This window comes from Mesorhizobium sp. M0077 (assembly GCF_040322955.1).
Classification (GTDB): domain Bacteria; phylum Pseudomonadota; class Alphaproteobacteria; order Rhizobiales; family Rhizobiaceae; genus Mesorhizobium.
Genome location: NZ_JAMYUL010000008.1, coordinates 125903 through 145076, shown reverse-complemented (window position 1 = coordinate 145076; position 19174 = coordinate 125903). Strand labels below are relative to the sequence as shown.

Genomic DNA, 19174 nt, shown 5'->3' with positions numbered 1-19174 from the left:
TCTCAGAGATTGGAAAACACGCTGTTGACGGCATCGGCGGTTTTCGAAACGACGATGTCGGCTTCCTCACGCGTCAGGCAGAGCGGCGGCGCGAAGCCTAGTATGTCGCCCTGCGGCATGGCGCGGCCGATGACGCCGCTGGCGGCAAGTGCTGTCGCCACTTGCGGCCCGATCTTGAGCGAGGCGTCGAAGAACACCCGGTCGTCCTTGTCGGCGACAAATTCGACCGCCGCCAGCATGCCATCGCCGCGCACGTCGCCGACGTGTCTGTGCCCGCCGACAGCCTTGGTCAGTTCGGCGCGGAAATAAGCGCCGGTCTCACCGGCGTTCGTCACCAGGTCCAGTTCGTCGATCAGTTCGAGATTGGCGACACCTGCGGCGACGCAGATCGGATGCGCGGCATAGGTCCAGCCATGGCCGAGCGAACCGAGCTTGTCGGAGCCCTGCACCAGCACCTGCCACATCTTGTCGGCAACGATGACGCCCGACAGCGGCGCGTAGGCCGAGGTCAGCCCCTTGGCGATGGTGATGAGGTCTGGCTTGATGCCGTAATGGTCGGAGCCGAACATGGTGCCCAGACGGCCGAAGCCCGTCACCACCTCGTCGGCGACCAGCAGCACGTCATACTTCTTCAGCACCGCCTGGATCTTCTCCCAGTAGCCGGCCGGCGGCGGCACGATGCCGCCAGTACCGAGGATCGGCTCGCCGATGAAGGCGGCGACGGTTTCGGGACCTTCGGCCAGGATCATCTCTTCCAGTCTGTCGGCGCAATGCTGCGAGAACTGCTCCTCGCTCATCGAGCGGTCGGCGCGGCGGAAATAGTAGGGCGCTTCGGTGTGCAGGACCGGCGCGCGCGGCAGGTCGAAGGCGTTATGGAACAGGTCGAGCCCGGTCAGTGATCCCGTCATCACGCCCGAACCGTGATAGCCGCGCCAGCGCGAGATGATCTTCTTCTTCTCCGGCCGCCCAAGCACGTTGTTGTAGTACCAGATCAGCTTGATGTTGGTCTCGTTGGCATCCGAACCCGAGAGGCCGAAATAGACCCTCGACATGCCCTTCGGCGCGCGGTCGATGATCATCTTGGCCAGCGTGATCGAGGCCTCGGTCCCGTGGCCGACATAGGCGTGGTAGTAGGCGAGGTTCTTCGCCTGGGTGGCGATCGCGTCGGCGATCTTCTGGCGGCCATAGCCGACATTGACGCAATAGAGACCGGCAAAGGCATCGATGCTCTTCCTGCCATTGTTGTCCCAGACGGTGACGCCTTCGCCGCCGGCCATGATGCGGGTCGGCGATTCACCCCGCGCATGCGTGCCCATATGGGTCGAAGGATGGAAGAAGTGGTCGCGATCCCAGGCATTGAGTTCGTTGGATTGGTCGAGCATTTTTTGACTCCTTGAGAGATGGCCGGACGGACTTATGCGACGTCCAGGCAGAGGTACTTCAGATCGGCGAAAGCTTCGAGCCCATGGCGCGAGCCTTCGCGGCCGATGCCGGATTGCTTGACGCCGCCGAATGGGATCGGCGCGCCGGTGATCTTGACGCGGTTGATAGCGACCATGCCGTAGTCGAGCGCGCGGCCCAGGCGCTGCTGGCGGGCGCCGTTCTCGGTAACGACATAGGCAACCAGGCCATATTCTGTGGCGTTGGCACGGGCGATCACTTCGTCCTCACTGTCGAACGGCGTGACGGCGGCGACCGGCCCAAAGGTCTCCTCGCGCATGATCAGCGCTTCGTCGCTGACATCGGCCAGCAGCGTCGGCTGGTAGAACAGCGGCCCGGCCTGATGCCGCTTGCCGCCGGTGAGACAGCGCGCGCCACGAGCGATGGCATGGGCGACCTGCTCTTCGACCCTTGCGACGGCACGCTCATGCATCAGCGGCCCGATGTCGATCTTGTCGGTAAGGCCGTTGCCGGTGCGCAGCGCCTCGATACGCCTGGCAAAAGCGGCGCAGAAGCGATCGTAGATCGGGCGCTGGACATAGATGCGGTTGGCGGCGAGGCAGTCCTGGCCGGAGGTGGCGAATTTGGCATCGATGGCGATGCTCACCGCCTTGTCCAGATCGGTATCGGCAAAGACGATCAGCGGCGCGTGGCCCCCAAGCTCCATCACCAGCCGCTTCATCGTCGGCGCGCTTTGCGCCGCGATCAGCCGGCCGATCTCGGTCGAGCCGGTGAAGCTTATGGCGCGAACGCGCGGGTCTTCGCACATGCGGCCGACGATGGTTGCAGCCTTTCCGGTGATGACGTTGAAGACACCGGCGGGGATGCCGGCGCGCTCGCCAAGTTCCGCCAGCGCCAGCGCCGACAGCGGCGTCTCGGATGAAGGATGCGCGACGATGGTGCAGCCGGCGGCAAGGGCGGCCGCCGCCTTGCGGGTCAGCATCGCCGCCGGAAAATTCCAGGGCGTGACGACGCCGACAACGCCGAGCGGCTCTCGTCGCACCATCATTTCCGCTTTGGGCAGATGGCTGGTGACGCTCTCGGCGTTGAGGCGCTTTGCCTCTTCGGCATACCACTCGACGAAGGAGGCGGCGTAGTCGATTTCGCCAAACGATTCCTGCAGCGGCTTGCCCTGTTCCAGTGTCATCAGCAGGGCCAGATCATCCTTGGCTGCAACGATCAGCTCGAACCATTTTCGCAGAATTCTGGACCGCTCCTGCGGCAGCAGTGACCGCCAAGCCGGGAAGGCACGCGCGGCGGCACCGATTGCCCTTGTCGTTTGCTGCGCATCGAGCGCGGCGACAAACGCGACCGTCGCGCCTGTGGCCGGATCGGTGACTTCAAAGCTTTCGGCCGCTTCGCTCGCGGTCCAATGCCCATCGACATAGGCAAGCTCGCGCAGCAGCCGGCGGTCGGAGAGGCGGTCGAGCGCCTCATGGCGATGCGAGCGGGCAAAATGCGCGGACATGGTCGAGGCCTCCCGGTTCGGACGATGCGGGAAGACTATCCGTCACATGCAGACAGAGAGACTGTTTCGACGCCCTGAAGGAGAGAGACTCTCTCTATTGTGCCGTCCCGACAGACATTCTCTCCGGGCTTATGCCGACGCCGGCAGCAGATCGGCTATCGGCAGCACGATTTCGTCCTTCACCGTCTTGGTGACGATGTAGGTGAAGTAGCGGTCGATGCCGATCTCGCGCTCCAGCAGGTCGTCGACCAGCCGCTGATAGGCGTCGATGTCGCGCGTCATCACCTTGACCACATAGTCGACGCCGCCGCCCACCGACCAGCAGGCGACGATTTCGGGGATGTCGCGGATGACGCGTTCGAAGCGGTCGAAATCGGCCTGGCGATGGCTGGCCAGCGTCACCTCCATCAACACGGTGGCGACCGGCGCCACCACGCGCATGGCGATCCTGGCGTGGTAGCCCGAGACGATGCCTGCCTTCTCCAGCTTGCGCAGCCGCATCCAGCACGGCGTCGGCGACAGCCCGACCTGTTCGGCCAGCGCCAGCTTGGTGATGCGCCCGTCGCGCTGGATGGCGTCGAGTATCCTGAGGTCGACCGCGTCGAGTTTCGATGTCATCGGCGTCCGCTTTTTGTCGGCATCACCATGACGGCGCATTATTTCGATTGTCAATTGCACTGATTTCGATCTCTATTAAGTCATGACATTATGGCAACCCGACCCTGCGCTCATCCGCCGGCCAGCCTATCAAACGCTGGCCGACCAGTTCGCCCGCGCCATTCATGACGGGCGGCTGGCCAACGGCGCGCGGCTTCCAACGCATCGAAGGCTGGCAGACGATTTAAAACTGTCGGTGCAGACGGTCAGCCGCGCCTACGAAGAACTGATCCGGCGCGGCCTGATTTCGGGCGAGATCGGCCGTGGCAGCTTTGTCCAGACGCAGCGCCGCGACCCGGAGCCGCCCTATCTGCCGGAGCGCCTCGGCGAGGTCATCGATCTGTCAATCCTGAAGCCGGTCTGCGAGCCGATGCATTTGGAGCGGCTGAAGCAGGCGCTGGGCTGGCTGGCCGAAAACCTGCCATCCAGTTCGGCGTTGTCGTTCCGGCCCAACATGGTGTTCCCGCGTCACCGCGCGGTGGCTGTCGAATGGCTGAAACTGTGTGGGCTCGACACCTCCGCACAGAATATCAGCCTGACCAATGGCGCGACCGCCGGGATGACCGTGGCGCTGATGAGCGTTGCGCCGCCGGGATCGACTGTCGCCACCGAGGCTATCGGCCACCACACGCTGGTGCCGCTGGCGCGCTATCTCGGCTTCAACCTGGAAGGCCTGCCGATCGACGGCAATGGCCTGATCCCGGAGGCGTTGAACGAGGTCTGCCGGCTCACCGACATTCGCGCGGTATTCGTGCAACCGTCGGTGATCAACCCGACGGCGACGCTGATGGACGCTCGGCGGCGCGAAGAGATCGCCGCGGTCGCGCGCAAGCACGACATCGCCATCATCGAGAACGATGTGCTGGGTCCGCTGGTCGAGGACCGGCCGCCGCCGGTCGCCGCCTTTGCGCCGGAGCGCACGCTCTACGTCACTTCCTTCACCAAGATCACCGTACCTGGCCTGCGCATCGGCTATCTCGCGGCGCCCGACCGCTATGTCGCCGCCGTTGCCAACCGGCATCTGGTGTCGAACTGGATGGCGACGCCGCTGGTGGCCGAGATCGCCACCAAATGGGTGACCGACGGCACGGCGATGGAACTCGTTCGCTGGCAGCGCGCGGCATTGCGCCGCCGCCAGGACATCGCAGCCGAGGTGCTGGGCGGGGTTGGTTATCGCGCCAGGCGCGACGGGCTGCATGTCTGGTTGCAACTGCCCGCGGACCGTGCCGAGGAAAGCTTCGTCGCCCAGGCCCGCCTGCAAGGCGTGGCGATCGCGCCCGGCACCTCCTTCCGCATCTCGGATGCGCCCTGGCATCCGGCGGTGCGCATCTCGCTCGGCTCGACCACCGAGGGGGAACTGCGCGCCGGCCTCGGCGTTGTCACCAAGTTGCTGCTTGGCGATCCGGAGCATCTGCTGCTCGCAATCTAAGCGGGAATTGCTCTGGAATCATGCAGTGCCGGAAATATTGTCATGATTTTATTTTCCCAATTGACATGATTTGGCGCGTTCCGCATCGTTAAGGGCACAGGCTTCTCCAGCAGGGGAAATTCATTTGTCCTCACCCATCATCAAGGTCGACGCCATTTCGAAGAGCTTCGGCTCGTTCAAGGTACTGGACGGCCTGTCGATGCAGGTCATGCCCGGCGAGAAGCTGGCGCTGATCGGCCCGTCCGGCTCGGGCAAGACGACGATCCTGCGCATCCTGATGACGCTGGAGAAGATCGACGGCGGCCATATCCAGATCGATGGCGAGCAGCTCTACCACATGGAGCGCAATGGCCAGCTGCTGCCCGCCGACGAGCGGCACCTGACCAAGATGCGGCAGAAGATCGGCATGGTCTTCCAGCTGTTCAATCTGTTTCCGCACAAATGCGTCATGGATAACGTCACGCTGGCGCCGATGCTGACCAAGGGCACGCCTCGCGCCGCCGCTGAAAAGCGGGCCATGGAACTGCTCGACATGGTCGGCATGGCTGACAAGGCGAAGTCGATGCCGGCGCAGCTGTCCGGCGGCCAGAAGCAGCGCGTGGCGATTGCCCGTGCGCTGGCATTGTCGCCGAAGATCATGCTGTTCGACGAGGTGACGTCGGCCCTCGATCCGGAGCTGGTCGAGGAGGTGATGAATGTCATGCGCAAGCTCGCCGCAGAGACCGACATGACCATGCTGCTGGTCACCCACGAGATGGGCTTTGCCCACGACTTCGCCGACCGCGTGCTGTTCTTCGACCGCGGCAAGATCGTCGAAGAGGGCAAACCAGACGAGATTTTCCGCCATCCAAAGCAGGAGCGCACGCAAGGCTTCCTGAAGAAGATCATCGCGGCCGGACATCGTGTCTGACCGCTTTGCGGGGCGGAAGACCGCCCCAGACAAAACCAAGAAGACAACAAAGGAGTTGGGAACAATGAAGAAACTTGGCATTCTGGCCGGCGTCGCCGGTCTCGCACTGACGGCGGTGCTCGCCGCGTCGAGCACCGGTTCGGCCGATGACAGCAAGCTCGAGCAATTGAAGGCGCAGGGCTTTGCCCGCGTCGCGATCGCCAACGAGCCGCCCTATACGGCGGTCGCCGCCGACGGCAAAGTTTCGGGTGCGGCGCCCGACGTGGCGCGCGAGGTCTTCAAGCGTCTCGGTGTTGCCGACATCGTCGCTTCGATCTCCGAATATGGCGCGATGATCCCCGGCCTGCAGGCCGGCCGCTTCGACGTCGTCACCGCCGGCCTGTTCATGAAGCCGGAGCGTTGCGCGGCGGTCGTCTATTCCGAGCCGGTGCTGTGCGACGCCGAGGCGATGCTGGTGAAGAAGGGCAATCCGAAGGGCTTCAAGAGCTACGAGGACGTCGCCAAGGACACGTCAGCCACCATTGGCGCGCCCGGTGGCGGCACGGAGGAGAAGCTGGCGCTCAACGCCGGCGTGCCGCGCGAGCGCGTCATCGTCGTGCCGGACGGCCAGAGCGGCCTGAAGATGCTGCAGGACGGTCGCATCGATGCCTATTCGCTTCCCGTCCTGTCGATCAACGACCTCGTCAAGAAAGCCAACGATCCGAACCTCGAAGTCATCGCCCCGGTGGTCGGCGCGCCGGTCTATTGCGACGGCGCCGCCTTCAAGAAAGGCGATGAGGCCCTGCGCGACGCCTTCGATGTCGAGCTCGCCAAGCTGAAGAAATCCGGCGAGTTCGCCAAGATCGTCGAGCCCTACGGCTTCTCGGCCGCAGCCGCGATGTCGACCACGCGGGACAAGCTCTGCGCGGCGAAGTGATTTTTCCTTCTCCCCGTTCAACGGGGAGAAGGTGGCCCGAAGGGCCGGATGAGGGGCGGCGCCAAGTTCTGTTATGCTAGCGCTGCCCCTCATCTGCCTGCCCGTCCTCCGCAGCAGCTGCGCTGCAGCTTCGGAGGGTGGACTGGCATCTTCTCTCCGTGAACGGGGAGAAGGAAGCTAACCGCCAACGTTGGAACCCGAATGACCCAGTGGTCCGGCTACCTCGGCCTGATATTGCAGGGAGCGCTTGTCACCATCGAGCTGACGCTGATGGGGTCGGTGCTCGCCCTGATCATGGCCTTCCTCGCCGGCATGGGCCGCGTGTCGCGCTTCTTTGCGCTGCGCTGGCTGGCCACCGCCTATATAGAATTCTTCCGCGGCACCTCGATCTTCGTGCAGCTGTTCTTTGCCTATTTCGTGTTGCCGTTGATCGGCCTCGAACTGACCCCCCTGCAGGCGGGTGTGCTGGCGCTGGGCCTCAATGTCGGCGCCTATGCGGCCGAGGTGGTACGCGGCGCCATCCAGTCGGTCGGCCGCGAACAATATGAGGCCTGCATCGCGCTCAACCTCGGCCGCTGGCAAGGCATGCGCCATGTCATCCTGCCGCAGGCGCTGCTGGTCATGCTGCCGACCTTCGGCAACAATGCCATCGAACTGCTCAAGGCGACCTCCGTGGTGTCGCTGATCTCGCTCGCCGATCTCACCTTTCAGGCGCAGGTCGTGCGCTCGCAGACCGGTAACACGCTGGCGCCGTTCACCACCATCCTGATCATCTATTTCGCCCTGGCGCTGATCATCTCCTGGGGCGTGCGTTCATTGGAACGCCGCATGGCGCGCGGCCTCGACGGGGTGCGCGTCTGATGGATTGGGACTGGAACTTCGTCTGGGAGATCCTGCCGACGCTGATCCAGGGCGTGAAGATCACCATCCTGGCAACGCTGCTCGGCTCCGTGCTGGCCGCTGTCGTGGGTCTGGGCATCGCGCTAGCACGACGCTCGCCCAACAAGGCGCTGTCGCGCACCGTTGGTTGGGCGGCCGAATTCATCCGCGGCACGCCGCTTCTGGTGCAGCTCTATTTCATCTTCTACGTGCTGCCGGATTTCGGCATCCTGTTGCCGCCGCTGGTCGCCGGCGTCATCGGGCTCGGCCTGCACTACGGCACCTACACGGCGGAAGTCTATCGCGCCGGCATCGACAACGTGCCGCGCGGCCAGTGGGAGGCGGCCAAGGCCTGCAATCTGAGCGCCACGCAGACCTGGACCAACATCATCATTCCGCAAGCGATCCCACCGATGATCCCGGCGCTGGCCAATTATTTCATCGCGATGTTCAAGGAGACACCGCTGCTATCGGCAATCACCGTGCTGGAGCTGATGAACCAGGCAAAGAGCGTCGCCAACACCTACTATCGCTACATTGAGCCGATCACGCTGGTCGGCGCTTTCTTCCTCGTCATCAGCCTCTTCTCGGTCGTGCTGCTGCGCTGGCTGGAACATCGCTACGGCAAGATCGAAAGGTAATTCTCAAGATGAAACCGCTGCCCGAAATCAGGCTGATGCCGACAAGGCCGGCGCTCGATGCGCGCCCGCTGGAAAAGCGCGTCGGCCTGATCATCCTTGCCACCGACCACACCAGCGAACCGGATTTCCGCCGCATGGTGGCGAGCGAGCGCATCGGCGTCTATGTCGCGCGCATTCCCTACAAGAATCCGACGACGCCGGAAAACCTTCGCAAGATGCAGCCGGAGCTGGCGGCGGGCGCCGCGCTGATCCTGCCAGACGAGCCGCTCGACGCGATCTGCTACTCCTGCACCTCGGCCTCGGTGGTGATTGGCGACGCCGAGATCGAGGCGGCGATCCAGTCTGCCAAGCCGGGTGTTCCTGTGGTCACGCCGCCCATGGCAGGCGTGCGCGGGCTGAAGGCGCTGGGTGCCAAGAAGATCAGCATCCTCACCCCTTACACCGTAGAAACCTCCAGACCGATGGCGACGTATTTCGCCGAGCGCGGCTTTGAGATCGTCAGCTTCACCTGCCTCGGCTTCGAGGACGATCGCGAGATGGCGCGCATTGCGCCGGCAGCGATCGCCGACCTGGCTCGTGAGGCGACGAATGCGCAGGCCGATGCACTGTTCGTGTCCTGCACCGCATTGCGCGGAGCGCTCGCGGTTCCCGGGATGGAACAGGCGATCGACCGCCCGGTCGTCACCAGCAATCAGGCCAGCGCCTGGAATTGTTTGCGGTTGTGTGGCGACGGGACGTCGCATCCCGAATTTGGCCGTCTGATGACGCTGCCTTTGCCGCGCGATTGACGATCATGACGACAGTCACCCTTAACGATATTCGTGCCGCCCGGGAGCGAATTGCCGGCAAAATCGAACGCACGCCGACAGGGTTATCTCACAGCCTTTCCGAACGACTGGGCATCCCCGTCCACCTCAAGCTTGAACACCGCCAGACCACCGGCAGCTTCAAGCTGCGCGGCGCCTCGAATGCCATTGCTTCGCTGAGCGCCGAGGAGAAGGCGCGCGGCGTGGTCGCGGCGTCGACCGGCAATCATGGCCGTGCGCTGGCCCATGCCGCGAAGCTCGAAGGCATGCGTGCGGTGATCTGCATGTCGCGACTGGTGCCGGGCAACAAGCTCGACGAAATCCGTCGGCTTGGCGCGGATGTCCGCATCATCGGCAACAGTCAGGACGAGGCGCAGCAGGAGGTCGAACGGCTGGTGGCGCAGGAGGGACTGGTGATGCTGCCGCCCTTCGACCACCCGGCCATCATCGCAGGGCAAGGCACGCTCGGACTGGAGATGATCGAGCAGGTCCCGGATGCCGCTCTCGTCCTGGTGCAACTCTCCGGTGGTGGACTCGCCTCGGGCATCGCCGCCGCCGTCAAGGGCGTCAGCCCCGGGACAAAAATCATCGGCGTTTCGATGGCGCGTGGTGCTGCGATGAAGGCGAGCCTGGATGCCGGTCGCCCGGTCGAGGTGGAAGAACTGCCGACGCTGGCGGATTCGCTCGGCGGCGGCATCGGTCTCGGCAACCGGCTGACCTTCGCCATGTGCCGCGATCTGCTCGACGACGTCATCCTGCTCAGCGAGGACGAGATCGCCGCCGGCATCCGCCATGCCTATGAACAGGAGCGCGAGATCGTCGAAGGCGCCGGCGCGGTCGGCATCGCCGCGCTGCTTGCCGGGAAGGTCAAGGCGACCGGGCCGGTGGTCGTTCTTCTCTCGGGCCGCAATATCGACATGAACACGCATCGCAAGATCGTCTGGGGTGACGCAATCGCGGAGCGCGCGGCATGAAAACTCTCCCACGCCGAATTCCCGCCCACCCCCCTCTGTCCTGCCGGACATCTCCCCCGCAAGGGGGGAGATCGGCAGCTTCGATGCGGTCGCTGTTCTTGCTGCGCTGGAGATTGGCGAAGGCAGGAGTGCAGTCCAATCTCCCCCCTTGCGGGGGAGATGGCCGGCAGGCCAGAGGGGGGGGTGACGGAACACTATCCTTCGCAGTGCGCGCCTTCGCGGAGCGCGTCGCATGAGCCGGATGACGATCCTCACCGAGAAGGAACTGCGCACAATCGTGACGCTCGATCTCGACGCGGTCGCCTGCGTCGAAAACGCTTTCCGCGCGCTCGCCACATTGCCGGTGGCGATGCCGCCGATTCTGCGGTTGGACATTCACGAGCAGCGCGGCGAGGTGGATGTGAAGTCCGCCTATGTGCCTGGAATAGACGGTTTCGCCGTCAAGATAAGCTCCGGCTTCTTCGATAATCCGAAGCTCGGTCTGCCCAGCGGGGGCGGCATGATGGTGTTGCTCTCGGCAAGAACCGGTGTGGTCGAGGCGCTGCTGCTGGACAATGGCTATCTCACAGATGTCCGCACCGCTGCTGCCGGCGCCGTCGCGGCGAAGCATCTGTCGCGGCCGGATTCGTCCGTCGCCGCAATCTTCGGCGCCGGCGTGCAAGCCGGGCTGCAACTCGAAGCACTCATGTTGGTGCGGCCGATCGCCGAGGCACGTATCTGGGCGCGCGATGCGGTCAAGGCGCAGACGGCCGCAGGCGCGCTGCGCGAAAAGCTCGGCATTCTCGTGCGCGCCGAGCCGGATGCAGCCAAAGCAACCATCGGCGCCGACATCATCGTCACCACCACGCCGTCGACCGAGCCGCTGATCAAGGCCGGCTTTGTCGTTGCCGGGCAGCACATCACCGCCATGGGCTCGGATGCCGAACACAAGAACGAGATCGCGCCGGCGATCCTGCGCATGGCCGATCTCTATGTCGCCGACAGCGCCAAGCAGACACGGCGTCTGGGAGAACTGCATCACGCCATCGCATCGGGCGTGATGGGAGCCGATGCCGCGGTCACCGAACTCGGCCAGATCATCGCCGGCGAACGGCACGGAAGGCGCTCACCCAGCGATATCACCATTGCCGACCTCACCGGCACCGGCGTGCAGGATACGGCGATCGCCACGCTCGCTCGCGACCGGGCGCGGGCGGCCAATGCCGGAACCATTTTTGAAAGCTGATGCTGGCCGCAAGGCCCAACAAACGAGGACCAAGAACAATGCAACCGAACCTGAAATTCTCGCGCGCCGAATTTGCGGATCGCCTCGCCAAGACGCGGAAAGCCATGGAGGTGAAGGGCGTCGATCTCCTGGTTGTCAGCGACCCCTCCAACATGGCCTGGCTGACCGGCTACGATGGCTGGTCGTTCTATGTGCACCAAGCAGTGATTGTGCCCCCATCGGGCGAGCCGGTCTGGTACGGCCGCGGCCAGGATGCCAATGGCGCCAAGCGCACCGCCTATCTCGCGCATGACAACATCGTCGGCTATGCCGACCACTACGTGCAGTCGACCGAGCGCCACCCGATGGATTTTTTGGCCAGCGTGCTTAGTGATCGCGGCTGGGGCAAGCTGACCATCGGCGTCGAGATGGACAATTACTGGTTCTCGGCTGCCGCCTTCGCCGCGTTGCAGAAGCACCTGCCCAACGCCCGCTTCGTCGACGCGACAGCGCTGGTCAACTGGCAGCGCGCGGTGAAGAGCCCGACTGAAATCGACTATATGCGCAAGGCGGCCCGCATCGTCGAAGCCATGCACCAGCGCATCGTCGACAAGATCCAGGTCGGCATGCGCAAATGCGATCTGGTCGCCGAGATCTACGATGCCGGCACGCGCGGCGTCGACGGCATCGGCGGCGACTATCCGGCGATCGTGCCGCTGCTGCCGTCGGGCGCCGACGCCTCGGCGCCGCATCTCACCTGGGACGACCAGCCGATGAAGTCGGGCGAGGGCACCTTCTTCGAGATCGCCGGCTGCTACAACCGCTACCATTGCCCGCTGTCGCGCACCGTCTTTCTCGGCAAGCCGACACAGGAATTCCTGGATGCCGAGAAGGCGACACTGGAAGGCATGGAGGCGGGGCTGGCGGCGGCAAAGCCCGGCAATGCCTGTGAGGACATCGCCAACGCCTTTTTCGCCGTGTTGAAGAAATATGGCATCGTCAAGGACAACCGCACCGGCTATTCCATCGGTCTCTCCTATCCGCCGGATTGGGGCGAACGCACCATGAGCCTGCGCCCCGGCGACCGCACCGAACTCAAGCCTGGCATGACCTTCCATTTCATGACCGGTCTCTGGCTGGAGACCATGGGACTGGAAATCACCGAATCCATCCTGATCACCGAAACCGGTGTAGAGTGCCTCGCCAATGTACCGCGCAAACTGGTGGTGAAGAATTGAGCCCGATGCCTAGCCTTCGCCCATCCCCGATCACCCCGACCGTCGATTTCGACAAGGACGGCGTGCAACATGGTTTCCTGCGCCTGCCCTACAGCCGCAACGACTCGGCGTGGGGCTCGGTGATGATCCCGATCTGCGTCATCCGCAACGGCAAGGGGCCGACTGCCCTGCTCACCGGCGGCAATCATGGCGACGAGTATGAGGGGCCGCTGGCGCTCTACGATCTTGCCCGCACGCTCGATCCCAAACAGGTCAGCGGCACGGTGATCATTGTGCCGGCGATGAACTATCCGGCCTTCCGCGCCGGCACGCGGACGTCGCCGATCGACAAGGGCAATATGAACCGCAGCTTTCCCGGCCGTCCCGACGGCACGGTGACCGAGAAGATCGCCGACTACTTTCAACGCGAACTGCTGCCGCGCGCCGACCTCGTCTTCGATTTCCACTCCGGCGGCAGGACGCTGGATTTCGTGCCCTTCTGTGCCGCGCACACGGTGCCCGACAAGGCACTGGAGCAGAAAGCCTTCGACGCGGTCGCCGCATTCGCGGCTCCGTTCTCCATGCGCATGATCGAGATCGACTCCGTCGGCATGTACGACACGGCGGCGGAGGAAATGGGCAAGGTCTTCGTCAGCACCGAGCTTGGCGGCGGCGGCACCTCGCGCGCACAGACGGTGCGGATTGCGCGGCGCGGCATCAGCAATGTGCTGCGTCATGCCGGCATTGTCGCCGGTGCAGTAGAGAAGAGCCCGACGCAGTGGCTCGACATGCCGTCGGGCGATTGCTTCTCCTTCGCCGAGGACGACGGCATGATCGAAACCATGGTCGATCTCGGCGAGCCTGTGAAAGAAGGCTCGGTGCTGGCGCGCATCCATTCCACCGGCCGCACCGGCATCGCTCCGCAGGAGATCAAGGCAAAAATGTCCGGCATTCTGGCGGCGCGGCATTTCCCCGGCCTGGTCAAAGCCGGTGACTGCGCCGCCGTCCTGGCCCTTGTGGTTTCATCGTGATTTCGCAGAGTACGCCGCGCGAATATCAGTCGGTCTGGATCCAGACCGACTTGGTCTCCAGATACTCGTGCAGATGCTCGATGCCGCCCTCGCGGCCATAACCCGACATCTTCATGCCGCCGAACGGCACCGCCGGGTCGATGGCATGGTACATGTTGACCCAGACCGAGCCGGCCTTGACCCGGCGCGCAAGCTTGTGCGCGGTGCCCAGATGCGTGGTGAAGATGCCGGCGGCCAGGCCATAGGGCGTCGCATTGGCACGCGCCACCGCTTCGTCGAGCGTGTCGAAGGGCATCGCCGACATGACCGGGCCGAAAATCTCCTCGCGCGCGATGGTCATCTGGTCCGACACGGCGCCGAAGACCGTCGGCGCAATGAAGTTGCCGCCATCGTAGAGCTCGCCGGTCAGCCGCGAGCCACCGGCGACCAGTTCGGCGCCTTCGTCGCTGCCGGCCCTGATATAGCCCTCCACCTTGGCTGCCTGCCTGGCATTGATGAGCGGTCCGATTTCCGTCTCTGCCTCGATGCCATGGCCGATTCGCAGTCTGCCGGCGAAATCGGCGAGCCGTCGGAGGAACTCGTCATGGATTTCGCGCGCCACGAACAGCCGCGAGCCGGCAATGCAGATCTGGCCCGAATGCACGAACACCGCCATCGCCGCGATCGGAACAGCCTTGTCGATGTCGGCGTCGCGGCAGACGATGATCGGCGACTTGCCGCCGAGCTCCAGCGAAACGCGCTTGAGGTTGGCCACGGCTGCCCGCGCGATGGCCTGGCCGGTCAGCGTCGATCCGGTGAAAACGATCTTGTTGACGTCTGGATGTTCGGCGAGCCGCGCACCGGCTTCGACCCCGGTGCCGGTGACGACGTTGACGACGCCGTCGGGCACGCCGGCTTCCTGCATCAGTTGCGCGATCAGCAGCGGCGTCAGCGACGCATCCTCGGACGGTTTCAGCACGATGGTGCAGCCTGTCGCCAGCGCCGGCGCGATCTTCCAGATCGAGGCGGCGGTCGGCGCATTCCAGGGAATGATCGCACCAACGACGCCCACCGGCTCGCGCCGGGTGAGGGTGACGATCTCGCCGGGAATCGAATTGTCGATCGCCTCGCCATGCAGCGCGGTGGCCATGCCGGCATAGAAGCGCAGCATGCCGATGACGCGGCGCCGGTTGGCGAGCGTGCGCGTGATCGGCAGCCCCATGTCGAGCGTGTCGGAAACGCTGAGCTCTTCCCAATGCGTCTCGAAGAGATCGGCGATCCTGAGCAGCACGCACTGCCGCTCGTAGGGTGAGAATTTGGACCATGGGCCTTCGAAGGCCGCGCGCGCGGCGGCCACCGCCGAGTCGATATCGGCAGCCCCGCCGCGCGGCACTGTCGCCAGCACCTCGCCTGTTGCCGGATTGAGTGCCTGCATGCCCTGGCCGGACCGCGCCGCGACCCACTTGCCGCCAATGAACATCGGTCGGAATTCGCCATGGTACAACGCCGTGGCCTTCGCCTTCGGGTCGAAGTTCAGCGTCATCTCTTCCTCCTCGCAATTCCTTGGCGACTATTACTCCCGCCGCCGACCTCAAACAAGGAAAGCTAAAGGGCGCTCGGACAATCAGATTGCGCGGACTTCCCGATCACGCCAGCCGCTAGAGCGTGATCCAGAAAAGTGGGAAACGGTTTTCGGAAAAGATCATGCTTCGACAAACGGCATCTAGAAAATCACCGGCATCTAGAAAAATCATCGCGAGTTGTCGGAGCGCGTCGCTGAAAGCTCAAGGAGGCAAGCCGATCATTGCCCACGGCGACCGCGATGCCGGCATTGCAGACGAGAGCGCAACAGGTAGTCGCCAGCCGCCACCCAGCGCTCACCCGTGGCCGGATCGATCGTGGCCGTTCCAGCCGGCTTCACCGTGACAGAGGTTTCGCGCGCCGCTTCGCTGCAATCGCTGTTGGATGACTGCACGCGGAAGCAAGATCGGTCGAGCGGCCTCGCGACTTGCAAACATTGACAGATTGAGCCGCAACCGACGGTGCCTGGCATTCGATCGAGCACGCCGGTCCGTCACTCCGGAAGGCCGGCCTTTCGGAAGCCATCGACGAAATGGTCGAGCGTGGCCGTGTCGCGGAACGGCTCCGTCTCGACCCAGTGGCTGGTGGTGAAATGTGGGTTCGCGACAAGGAACAGGTCGACCTCGGCGCGCGCCTCATCGATCCGGCCGAGTTGCGCAAGGCTTGCCGCAAGGAAACGGCGCGAGCTTGTCCGATACGTCTCGTCCCGGCGCGTCGTCTCGACGGCGGCTTCATAGTCGCGCGCCGCATATTGCGCCTGGCCGAGCGTCAGGTAGTACCAGCTTGCCGGAAACGGGTTCAGCCGGAACGCCTTGCCGATATAGTCGAGGCCGTCCTCGACGCGCCCGGCCAGGACCGCGATGTCGGACAATGTCGCCCAGGCATCGGCCTCGTTCGGGTCGAGTTCGAACGCCTTGGCAAATCCCACATCCGCTTCGTCGAATCTGCGCTCATAGGCAAGCAGGTTGGCAAGCACCCAGTGGCAGCCGGCATCGTTGGGATCGATCGCCACAGCCTTGCGCGCCAGTTCCAGGGCAAGGCCGCGGGCAGGCTCAATGGGCTCTCCCCAATGCACCCATCCCATCCAGTGGTTCATGGCAAGCCAGCGATAGGCTTCGGCATAGTCCGGATCGAGCGCAAGCGCGCGCGTCAGCAACAGATGCGCTTCGCGCGCCGTCTCCGGCGAGACGTCGATCAGGTTGCGGGCCCGCACGCACAGATCGTAGGCCTCGACATTTCGGGGCCGATTGCGCGGCAGCGGCGCGCGCAGCCGGCCAAGCAGCGCCTCGACGATCTTGGCCGTCACCTCGTCCTGAACGGCAAAGATATCTTCCAGGCCGCGATCGAAGCGGTCTGCCCATAAATGCTCGCCGCTCAGCGCGTCGACCAGCTGGGCGTTGATGCGCACGCGCCCGGCGGCGCGTCTGGCGCTGCCCTCCAAGAGATAGCGCACGCCAAGTTCCCTGGCGACCTCGCGCACATCCACCGCCTTGCCCTTGTAGGCAAAGGTCGAGTTGCGCGCGATGACGAACAGGCCGCCGATCCTCGACAGGTCGGTGATCAGGTCTTCGCTCAACCCGTCGGCAAAGGCTTCCTGCTCGGGGTCGTTGCTGAAATTGGCAAAGGGCAGCACGGCTATCGACGGTTTGGCGGGCAGCGGCAAAGCCTGTCGCTTCTCGTCGCCGAGCTGTTCGATGGCGCCGGCGAAGCGATAGCCGACGCGCGGAACGGTCGATATCCATTCTCCGCCGTTCGTGGCCGGACCCAGCAGCTTGCGCAATTGCGCAATCTGGACGGTGAGGTTGCCTTCCTCAACGGCGGTGCCTGGCCATGCCGCATCCATCAACTCGGCCTTGGCCACGATCTCGCCGGGCCGGGCGACGAGCGCCGCCAGCAGCTGCAGTCCGCGGTGGCCGGCGGCGACGGGAACTTGGTCCCGAAGGAGCGTTCCCGCACCCGGATCGAGCACGAACGGACCAAAGGCAAAGCGCGATCCCTGCATAACGCGCATCTATAGAGCAATTCCAGGAAAGGTGTGAAGGCGGTTTTCCCACGGGAAAGCGCGGAGCGCTTCACGGACGTATGGCGTCAAAACAAAGAGTTGAGCACCTCGTCGTTTCCATGAAACGGCGAGGTGCTCTAGCCAGTTTGGAACTTTTGAGAACTATTTGGCTGCGCTTAATTACGGCGCCGTCCGCATGCGGCAGAATTCAACCTCTTTCAAGCCGAGGGCTGTCGCTCCTCAAACCGAATGGAGGTTGCCATGAACGATACCCTTGCTTCTGCTCGTGCAGCCTTGCCGGAAAAGGCGGTGTCATCGGGCCGGCGTCCGACAGGCCCGCGGGGCATGATCGCGGCCTGGCGCGAGCGGATACGCTTTCGCTGGGACCTCAAGCAGATGGCGGAGGCCAATCCGCACCTGATCGACGATATCGGTCTGACCAGACACCAGGTCGAGGCCGAAATCGTCAAACGCTTCTGGCAAGTGTGAGCTGATGTCGCGGATAATACCCGCCCGCCTGTTTGGGCGTACCGCGGCGTTTTGCCGGCATTTGCACTTGCCGGAACGGTGCCGATCCTGGTTCGAAGCCGGCATGAGCGCCGAAGACGCGACGTCACCGCCAGAGAACCGCATCCCATGGGTCGCGATGGCCGGCATCATCGCGACCGTTACGGTGTTCGCCGTAGCACAGGGGCTGACCTATCCGCTGCTCAGCTTCATCCTGGAACGGCAAGGGACGACACCGGGCCTTATCGGCCTCTCGGCCGCGATGACGCCTCTGGGTTTCATTGTATCATCGCTCTTCACGCCGGCGCTGGTCCGGCGGGTGGGTGCGGCCCGCCTTGCGGTTGTGTGTTCGATCCTGGCAGCAACCGTCCTGATCGCGATTGCCTGGACGCAGGATGTATGGGCCTGGATGCCGTTGCGCTTCCTGCTCGGCTTCTTTGCCAATCCGCTTTACGTGATCAGTGAAACCTGGCTGGTCTCGATCACGCCCGCGGCACGCCGAGGCCGCATCATGGGCCTATACTCCTCCATCGTTTCCGCCGGCTTTGGCCTCGGCCCGCTGTCGCTAGGCTTGGTCGGCACGCAAGGATGGCCACCCTTCATCATCGGCAGCGCGGCCTTCCTTGTCTGCGGCCTGATCGTGCTTGCCGTCGCGCCACGCCTGCCCGACATGCCGCGTGAGGGCGAAGCGGTGTCGGTCGGCGGCTTCTTCGCGCTGGCGCCGCTGCTCTTGTTCGCAGTCTTCACGGCTGCCGCCTTCGAGCAAGTCCTGCTTTCGCTGTTCGCCGTCTATGGTGCCGCGCTCGGCAGCACTGAGCAGCGCATCGCTTCGCTCATCACCTGTTTCATCGCCGGCAATGCCGTGCTGCAGGTCGTGCTTGGGCGCGCCGCCGAACGGTTTGGCTCGAAGCCGATGATGCTGTTCTGTGTCCTGGCTTGCCTGGCCGGTTGCCTGCTGTTGCCATTGCTCTTCGCTACATGGCTTATCTGGCCGCTCTTCTTCGTCTGGGGCGGGGTCTCGTTCGGGATCTACACGCTGTCGCTGATCCAGCTCGGCGAGCGTTTCACCGGTCAAGCCTTGATCGCCGGCAATGCCGCCTTCGCGTTCGTATGGGGCGTAGGCGGCATCGTCGGCTCCCCGGTGGCCGGGCTGGCGATGCAACTGACCGGACATCAGGGACTGCCATCGTCGCTTGGCATTCTGTGCTGCGTGCTGGTGGTGTTTCTGCTGGCGGAACTACGGCGGGTTGACCGCGTTCAGGCGTAAGGCGTGCCTGCCATTGCGGCCTTCGGGCCGATGCTGCCCTTGTCGACAAGAGCGAGAAAGGCCGAACCCGCCTCGTCGCCGTCCTGGGTTTCTGGAAGCGTCCGATCCGCCTCGATGAACGCCACGGCCGCCAGGCGGGTGTCGGGGTCTGCAGCATTACGCCCGGCGCCTTCGGATAGTGCCACCATTAGGATATCCCAGCTCGTCGCGTTCGCTCGCGCCGACGCCGGCCCAGTGTTTCCGGACCAGCAATGTCTTCAGCTGCC

At 64.2% G+C, this 19174-nt stretch carries 18 protein-coding genes; 12 read left to right on the top strand and 6 right to left on the bottom strand.

Annotated features, from left to right (window positions below):
* Window positions 1-2 precede the first annotated feature (2 nt).
* From NKJ57_RS17475 to NKJ57_RS17465, 3 genes are all read right to left on the bottom strand, one after another.
* On the bottom strand, window positions 3-1382 hold the full coding sequence (locus NKJ57_RS17475; RefSeq protein WP_023682678.1) for an aspartate aminotransferase family protein: 1380 nt from the start codon (window positions 1380-1382) through the stop codon (window positions 3-5).
* Window positions 1383-1414: 32 nt separating this feature from the next.
* On the bottom strand, window positions 1415-2908 hold the full coding sequence (locus NKJ57_RS17470) for an NAD-dependent succinate-semialdehyde dehydrogenase (protein WP_023753983.1): 1494 nt from the start codon (window positions 2906-2908) through the stop codon (window positions 1415-1417).
* 129 nt (window positions 2909-3037) lie between these two features.
* Entirely contained in the window at window positions 3038-3526 is a 489-nt protein-coding gene (locus tag NKJ57_RS17465) for an Lrp/AsnC family transcriptional regulator (protein WP_023686966.1), read from the bottom strand.
* A gap of 82 nt (window positions 3527-3608) precedes the next feature.
* On the opposite strand from NKJ57_RS17465, the gene ehuR reads away from it, so the two are divergent.
* The 10 genes from ehuR to doeB all read left to right on the top strand — a co-directional run bounded on the left by ehuR (window position 3609) and on the right by doeB (window position 13572).
* Window positions 3609-4994, top strand: coding sequence for a MocR-like ectoine utilization transcription factor EhuR (gene ehuR / locus NKJ57_RS17460; protein ID WP_023753984.1), 1386 nt, complete (start codon window positions 3609-3611; stop codon window positions 4992-4994).
* Between the two features lie 124 nt (window positions 4995-5118).
* Window positions 5119-5904 carry an ectoine/hydroxyectoine ABC transporter ATP-binding protein EhuA gene (gene ehuA / locus NKJ57_RS17455; RefSeq protein WP_023682675.1) on the top strand — a complete coding sequence of 262 codons (786 nt, stop codon included), beginning with the start codon at window positions 5119-5121 and terminating at the stop codon, window positions 5902-5904.
* A 64-nt stretch (window positions 5905-5968) separates the two neighbouring features.
* Window positions 5969-6820, top strand: coding sequence for an ectoine/hydroxyectoine ABC transporter substrate-binding protein EhuB (gene ehuB / locus NKJ57_RS17450; protein WP_023704762.1), 852 nt, complete (start codon window positions 5969-5971; stop codon window positions 6818-6820).
* A 201-nt stretch (window positions 6821-7021) separates the two neighbouring features.
* Window positions 7022-7681 (top strand): ectoine/hydroxyectoine ABC transporter permease subunit EhuC, encoded by a 660-nt coding sequence (gene ehuC, locus NKJ57_RS17445; protein ID WP_023667875.1) that lies wholly within the window; start codon window positions 7022-7024, stop codon window positions 7679-7681.
* Window positions 7681-8340, top strand: a complete 660-nt coding sequence (gene ehuD, locus NKJ57_RS17440; RefSeq protein ID WP_023709687.1) for an ectoine/hydroxyectoine ABC transporter permease subunit EhuD — start codon at window positions 7681-7683, stop codon at window positions 8338-8340. Before ehuC ends, ehuD begins: the two co-directional genes overlap by 1 nt.
* Window positions 8341-8348: 8 nt before the next feature.
* Window positions 8349-9128, top strand: a complete 780-nt coding sequence (gene eutA / locus NKJ57_RS17435) for an ectoine utilization protein EutA (RefSeq protein WP_023682672.1) — start codon at window positions 8349-8351, stop codon at window positions 9126-9128.
* Between the two features lie 5 nt (window positions 9129-9133).
* A complete protein-coding gene (gene eutB, locus NKJ57_RS17430) occupies window positions 9134-10120 on the top strand; it encodes a hydroxyectoine utilization dehydratase EutB (RefSeq protein WP_023749754.1) in 987 nt (328 codons plus the stop codon).
* Window positions 10121-10352: 232 nt separating this feature from the next.
* Window positions 10353-11345 (top strand): cyclodeaminase, encoded by a 993-nt coding sequence (locus NKJ57_RS17425; protein ID WP_023704765.1) that lies wholly within the window; start codon window positions 10353-10355, stop codon window positions 11343-11345.
* A gap of 38 nt (window positions 11346-11383) precedes the next feature.
* The gene (gene doeA / locus NKJ57_RS17420; RefSeq protein WP_352511475.1) at window positions 11384-12562 is read left to right on the top strand and encodes an ectoine hydrolase DoeA; all 1179 of its coding nucleotides are present in this window, start codon (window positions 11384-11386) and stop codon (window positions 12560-12562) included.
* A 5-nt stretch (window positions 12563-12567) separates the two neighbouring features.
* Window positions 12568-13572 carry a N(2)-acetyl-L-2,4-diaminobutanoate deacetylase DoeB gene (gene doeB / locus NKJ57_RS17415; protein WP_352511476.1) on the top strand — a complete coding sequence of 335 codons (1005 nt, stop codon included), beginning with the start codon at window positions 12568-12570 and terminating at the stop codon, window positions 13570-13572.
* A 25-nt stretch (window positions 13573-13597) separates the two neighbouring features.
* On the opposite strand, the gene NKJ57_RS17410 is transcribed toward doeB, so the two are convergent.
* Complete coding sequence (locus NKJ57_RS17410; protein WP_352511477.1) at window positions 13598-15094, bottom strand: aldehyde dehydrogenase family protein; 1497 nt, start codon at window positions 15092-15094, stop codon at window positions 13598-13600.
* Window positions 15095-15625: 531 nt separating this feature from the next.
* Window positions 15626-17143, bottom strand: coding sequence for a winged helix-turn-helix domain-containing tetratricopeptide repeat protein (locus NKJ57_RS17405; RefSeq protein ID WP_352511478.1), 1518 nt, complete (start codon window positions 17141-17143; stop codon window positions 15626-15628).
* Between the two features lie 252 nt (window positions 17144-17395).
* Here NKJ57_RS17405 and NKJ57_RS17400 point away from each other — a divergent pair, with 252 nt between their 5' ends.
* Entirely contained in the window at window positions 17396-17623 is a 228-nt protein-coding gene (locus NKJ57_RS17400) for a DUF1127 domain-containing protein (protein ID WP_050588972.1), read from the top strand.
* Window positions 17624-17726: 103 nt separating this feature from the next.
* Window positions 17727-18908, top strand: coding sequence for an MFS transporter (locus NKJ57_RS17395; protein WP_023695245.1), 1182 nt, complete (start codon window positions 17727-17729; stop codon window positions 18906-18908).
* On the opposite strand, the gene NKJ57_RS17390 is transcribed toward NKJ57_RS17395, so the two are convergent.
* Window positions 18899-19096: a hypothetical protein gene (locus NKJ57_RS17390; RefSeq protein WP_023695246.1), complete on the bottom strand. Its 198-nt coding sequence runs from the start codon at window positions 19094-19096 to the stop codon at window positions 18899-18901. The genes NKJ57_RS17395 and NKJ57_RS17390 overlap by 10 nt on opposite strands.
* Window positions 19097-19174: the final 78 nt, after the last annotated feature.

Excerpts from the sequence above, each read along its gene's own strand:
- NKJ57_RS17475 (WP_023682678.1), bottom strand. The coding sequence starts at position 1,382 with ATGCTCGACCAATCCAACGAACTCAATGCCTGGGATCGCGACCACTTC.
- NKJ57_RS17470 (WP_023753983.1), bottom strand. The coding sequence starts at position 2,908 with ATGTCCGCGCATTTTGCCCGCTCGCATCGCCATGAGGCGCTCGACCGC.
- NKJ57_RS17465 (WP_023686966.1), bottom strand. The coding sequence starts at position 3,526 with ATGACATCGAAACTCGACGCGGTCGACCTCAGGATACTCGACGCCATC.
- ehuR (WP_023753984.1), top strand. The coding sequence starts at position 3,609 with ATGACATTATGGCAACCCGACCCTGCGCTCATCCGCCGGCCAGCCTAT.
- ehuB (WP_023704762.1), top strand. The coding sequence starts at position 5,969 with ATGAAGAAACTTGGCATTCTGGCCGGCGTCGCCGGTCTCGCACTGACG.
- ehuC (WP_023667875.1), top strand. The coding sequence starts at position 7,022 with ATGACCCAGTGGTCCGGCTACCTCGGCCTGATATTGCAGGGAGCGCTT.
- ehuD (WP_023709687.1), top strand. The coding sequence starts at position 7,681 with ATGGATTGGGACTGGAACTTCGTCTGGGAGATCCTGCCGACGCTGATC.
- eutA (WP_023682672.1), top strand. The coding sequence starts at position 8,349 with ATGAAACCGCTGCCCGAAATCAGGCTGATGCCGACAAGGCCGGCGCTC.
- eutB (WP_023749754.1), top strand. The coding sequence starts at position 9,134 with ATGACGACAGTCACCCTTAACGATATTCGTGCCGCCCGGGAGCGAATT.
- NKJ57_RS17425 (WP_023704765.1), top strand. The coding sequence starts at position 10,353 with ATGAGCCGGATGACGATCCTCACCGAGAAGGAACTGCGCACAATCGTG.
- doeA (WP_352511475.1), top strand. The coding sequence starts at position 11,384 with ATGCAACCGAACCTGAAATTCTCGCGCGCCGAATTTGCGGATCGCCTC.
- doeB (WP_352511476.1), top strand. The coding sequence starts at position 12,568 with ATGCCTAGCCTTCGCCCATCCCCGATCACCCCGACCGTCGATTTCGAC.
- NKJ57_RS17410 (WP_352511477.1), bottom strand. The coding sequence starts at position 15,094 with ATGACGCTGAACTTCGACCCGAAGGCGAAGGCCACGGCGTTGTACCAT.
- NKJ57_RS17405 (WP_352511478.1), bottom strand. The coding sequence starts at position 17,143 with ATGCGCGTTATGCAGGGATCGCGCTTTGCCTTTGGTCCGTTCGTGCTC.
- NKJ57_RS17400 (WP_050588972.1), top strand. The coding sequence starts at position 17,396 with ATGAACGATACCCTTGCTTCTGCTCGTGCAGCCTTGCCGGAAAAGGCG.
- NKJ57_RS17395 (WP_023695245.1), top strand. The coding sequence starts at position 17,727 with ATGAGCGCCGAAGACGCGACGTCACCGCCAGAGAACCGCATCCCATGG.
- NKJ57_RS17390 (WP_023695246.1), bottom strand. The coding sequence starts at position 19,096 with ATGGTGGCACTATCCGAAGGCGCCGGGCGTAATGCTGCAGACCCCGAC.